This window comes from Pontiella sp., assembly GCF_041622395.1.
Lineage (GTDB): Bacteria > Verrucomicrobiota > Kiritimatiellia > Kiritimatiellales > Pontiellaceae > Pontiella.
Genome location: NZ_JBFJYW010000327.1, coordinates 1 through 3,922, shown reverse-complemented (window position 1 = coordinate 3,922; position 3,922 = coordinate 1). Strand labels below are relative to the sequence as shown.

Below are 3,922 nucleotides of genomic sequence, written 5' to 3'. Positions count from 1 at the left end.
CTCGGCGTCGATCGGGACATCCTCGACATCGTCTTGGCGGGTAGCCGTCAGCGCGCCCTGTGGTTCGATCCCGAAACCGACGAGTGCTATGTCTGGATGGTCTTGGACGGCAACGTTCTCGCGCAGTCGCAGCATTATGTCGTCGACGGACTGTCGGTTTTCATTTCGAACAAGCCCGTGAAAAGCGAATACAAGCCGGAACGCAAAAAACCCGTGGTCCCAACCGTGATTGTTGAAGCACCGGAACCGGCACCGCCTCCCGAAAAGAAACCGGTTGAAAAGCTGGAAGACAGCTTGAAGCCGATCGAGACGGTTCCGATCAGCCCGAAATAACGGCAAGAACCTGCACAGCCAATCGAAGAGGTTTAGGTGATCTTATGACAAAAACAAGAAGACCCCGGGTCGGGAAATGGATTCCCGGCGTCCTGTGTTGCGCCGCAATGTTGTCGCTGGCAGGGTGCAAGACCCCAACGGCAACGGAAGAAGAGCCGGTCGTCGCGCAGAAGGAACCGGAGGGGGCAACTTCACCGGAGATGATCAAGGTAGCGCCCGAACCGCACCCTCAAGCGACAGTAGCAACCGAGCCGGCGGGAACGCCGCCGGCCACGGTTTCGCAGCAGGAGAACAACCCGGGCAGCGGCCCGCCTCCGCGCGACTATGTCAGGAGCAAGGTTGAAGCGATGGAAGGCAGTCTAGCCCCGCTGGACGTAGTGCCTGCGTTATCGGCGAACTAACCGCCTGCCGCGCTCCTGAGCCGCGGATTGGCTCCAACTGCGGCATAAACCCTACCCCGCCGGATCATATCCGGCGGTTTTTTTTTTGGGGTCCGCACGCTCAGGCAACCGGCGCGGGTCACGGCGCTTCGAAATAGCGGTTGATCTTCGGCAGTTCCTGCAGGTCGATCGCGTCGAACGCATCGAGCGTGTTGGAGTCGATGTCCAGCACCCCGACCAACTCGCCCGTTTCCGTGATCATTGGCACCACCACCTCGGACCGGGTGGTGGAGGAACATGCGATGTGGTCGGCGACCGCATCCACATCGGGCACGTGCTGGAGCCGGCGTTCGCGGGCGCAGGCGCCGCACACGCCCTTGGTGAACGGAATCACGAGACATCCGTGCGATCCCTGATAGGGACCGATCTTGAGGCACTGCCCATCGATGTTGCGATAAAACCCCACCCAATCGAAGTGATCGAAGGCGTGGTAAAGCTCGCAGGCGATGGTGGCCATGCGCGCAATCACATCCGGCTCATCCGCGCAGAGTGCGTCGAGTCCACTGAAAAGCTGTTCGTATACCGCCGGTTTGTCCATGGTGCACTTCCTTCCAATTCAAATTCAATCCAAGGCCAGCTTGCAGAGCAGTTCGGCACCCTTGCGGAGCATGTCGTCCGGCACCGTGTAGCAGATGCGGAAATGGGTGTCGCGTTCGCTGAAAACCGCGCCGGGAATGATCAGCATGTTGTTGGCGATGGCCTTTTCCACGAAGCTGGTGCCGGTGTATCCCGCGGGCGCCTCCGCCCAGAGATAGAAGGCGCCATCCGGCGGGGCGAGCTTGAAGTGCTCGCCCAAGATGCTCACCATCAGGTCGCGCTTGGCGCGATAGTCGTCGATGTAGGGGCCGAGTTCAACCTGCGGGCAGGCCAGCGCGGCATATTGGGTGACGGCGGGCGCGCACACGAAGCTGTATTGCTGCACCATCGTCATGGCTCTGATTATGGGTGCCGGACCGCAGGCATAGCCGAGCCGCCAACCCGTCATGCCGTAAGACTTGGAGTGGCCCGCAAGCAAGAGCGTGTTTTCGTAGACCTCCGCCATCGAGGTCATCGGACCGTAGGCGAAATGGCGGTAGATTTCATCGCTGATAACGAGCAGCCCCCGTTTGCGGCAGACCGCCGCAACGGCTTCGAGTTCGCTGCGCGAAAGGATGCGCCCGGTGGGATTCGCCGGCGAGTTGATCAGCAGCGCCTTCGTTTTCGGGGTGATGAGGGCCGCCAGCCGATCGGGATCGATGCCGAAGTCCGAATCGTAGGTGTCGAGATAGACGGGCGTGCCGCCGAGAAACCGCACGAGCTGCTTGTACATCACGAAATAGGGATCGGGAATAATCACTTCGTCGCCGTCTTCCACGAGTGCGAGCAGCGCAAGGAAAAGGCCGCCGCTGACGCCCGAGGTGACGAGCAGTTCCTGCTCGCTCCAGTCGCGCTGGGTAAAGGCTTTTTCCTCCGCCAGGAGTTGCCGGCGCAGCGGCGCAATCCCTTGGGTCGGCGTGTAGGTGTTGTGCCCGGCCCCGATGGCGTCGCATGCGGCTTTTTTCACCCCGTCCGGGACGTCGAAATCGGGCTGACCGATGGACAGGTTGATGGGGTTTTCGAGGGAGCGCGCGAGATCGAACACCCGGCGGATTCCGGAGGCGTCGATACGTTGGGTGCGTTGGGCGAGTTGGGTCATGGCAGTTCCTTTTTCAAGTTGTCGATGATGCTCCGGACGGTATCGGCGGCTTCGCGGAAGAGCGCGATCTCCTCCCCGGAGAGTTCTGGTTGGATGTGGCGTTCGATGCCGTTGCGGCCGACCACCACGGGAATGCTGAGGCAAAGATCGTGCAGGCCGAGGTAGCCGTCGAGCAGGACGCTCAGCGGCATGGTGCGGCGCTCGTCGAACAGAATGGATTCGATGATGTACGACGTGGCCTGCGCAATGCCGTAGCTGGTGTTGCCCTTCTTTTGGAAAATCTCGATGCCGAAGCCCTTGACGCGCTCGCAAAACGCCCGCCTCTCCGGCGTTGGGACGATCCGTTCGCCGCCGGCCTGCGCCAGGCTCATGGCGGCAAACTGCTTGTCGCCGTGTTCGCCCAGAATGTAGGCCCGCAGATCGTCGGGGTGGATGCGCAGATCGGCGGAGAGCAATTCCCGGAGCCGGATGGAATCGACCACGGTGCCCGTTCCGAAAACGCGCTCGGGCGGAAAGCCGGTCAGCTGGATCGCAAGCCAGGTCATGGGGTCGACCGGATTGGTAACGATGACGAGCTTGCAGTCGGGCGCGATCTTCGCGAGCGGCGGCAAGATCTCGCGCATGAGCTCGGCATTCTTCCGCACCATGGCGTTGCGGTCCGTGAGCGTTGCGGGTTGCGGCGCGGAAAAGCAGGCCACGACGACGTCGCTATCGACGGCGTCTTCCAACACGCCGGCGCGGACGCGCGCCGGACTTGGCAGGAAGGCCTGGGCGTGGCGGAGGTCGAGCGCCTCGCCCTCGGCCTTCGCCTGGTTGCGGCCGATGAGCAGAATCTCGCCGGCGACTTCGCGCAGCATCAACGTATACGCCAGCGTGGTGCCCACGCTTCCGGTGCCGATGATGGCCACCTTGCTGCGCGGTCCCTGAATGTTTCGGTTTGTTTTTTCCATACTGTTTAAACTCTCTTCCCCGCGATACCGCCCGCCGGATCGGCGCGTCGGGCAAAGATGGGCAGGGTTGGAATGGTTGAAGAACGCCGGGAATGAAGTCAAGGCGGACTTGCGGCTGACCCCCAATTAAAGCCCGTCGGCGCCCGGCCCCGGATGCGCCTCGTCCAGAATATACCGGACAATCGCCTGGCAATGGCAGTCCAGCGAATCGACGGGCGGAAGGGAACATTGCACGCCTTCCAGCAGAAGCGGAATCTCCGTACAGCCAAGAATAACGGCCTGCGCCCCTTGCGACGAAAGCGCATCGATGACCCCAAGAAAATAGTCGCGCGCCGCGTCGTCGAACTGTCCAACGGAGAGTTGGTCGTAGATGATTTTCTGAATCTCGCCCTGCACCGGGGGCGGCGGGACGAGGGTCTGCACCCGATGGCGGTCGCGCAACGGCCCCGTAATGAAATCTTCCGCCATGGTAAAGCGCGTGCCCACCAGACCGACCGTATCCCAGCCGCGCTGCGCGAGCTCGG

Annotated in this window: 4 protein-coding genes and 1 pseudogene; 1 reads left to right on the top strand and 4 read right to left on the bottom strand. The window is 62.0% G+C overall.

What is annotated here, in order from left to right; translation table 11 throughout:
• A pseudogene (locus tag ABYO54_RS14875) lies at window positions 1–333 on the top strand (hypothetical protein); the annotation flags it as partial.
• Between the two features lie 519 nt (window positions 334–852).
• On the opposite strand, the gene ABYO54_RS14870 reads toward ABYO54_RS14875, so the two are convergent.
• The 4 genes from ABYO54_RS14870 to ABYO54_RS14855 all read right to left on the bottom strand — a co-directional run.
• The gene (locus ABYO54_RS14870) at window positions 853–1,311 is read right to left on the bottom strand and encodes a GAF domain-containing protein (RefSeq protein WP_372809027.1); all 459 of its coding nucleotides are present in this window, start codon (window positions 1,309–1,311) and stop codon (window positions 853–855) included.
• A gap of 24 nt (window positions 1,312–1,335) precedes the next feature.
• Window positions 1,336–2,448: a pyridoxal phosphate-dependent aminotransferase gene (locus ABYO54_RS14865; RefSeq protein ID WP_372809026.1), complete on the bottom strand. Its 1,113-nt coding sequence runs from the start codon at window positions 2,446–2,448 to the stop codon at window positions 1,336–1,338.
• A complete protein-coding gene (locus tag ABYO54_RS14860) occupies window positions 2,445–3,398 on the bottom strand; it encodes a malate dehydrogenase (protein WP_372809025.1) in 954 nt (317 codons plus the stop codon). The genes ABYO54_RS14865 and ABYO54_RS14860 overlap by 4 nt, the downstream gene beginning before the upstream one ends.
• Window positions 3,399–3,524: 126 nt before the next feature.
• On the bottom strand, window positions 3,525–3,922 hold a 398-nt coding region (locus ABYO54_RS14855), incomplete at its 5' end, for an aspartate/glutamate racemase family protein (protein WP_372809024.1).

Coding starts and splice junctions, on each gene's coding strand:
- ABYO54_RS14870 (WP_372809027.1), bottom strand. CDS start 1,311: ATGGACAAACCGGCGGTATACGAACAGCTTTTCAGTGGACTCGACGCA.
- ABYO54_RS14865 (WP_372809026.1), bottom strand. CDS start 2,448: ATGACCCAACTCGCCCAACGCACCCAACGTATCGACGCCTCCGGAATC.
- ABYO54_RS14860 (WP_372809025.1), bottom strand. CDS start 3,398: ATGGAAAAAACAAACCGAAACATTCAGGGACCGCGCAGCAAGGTGGCC.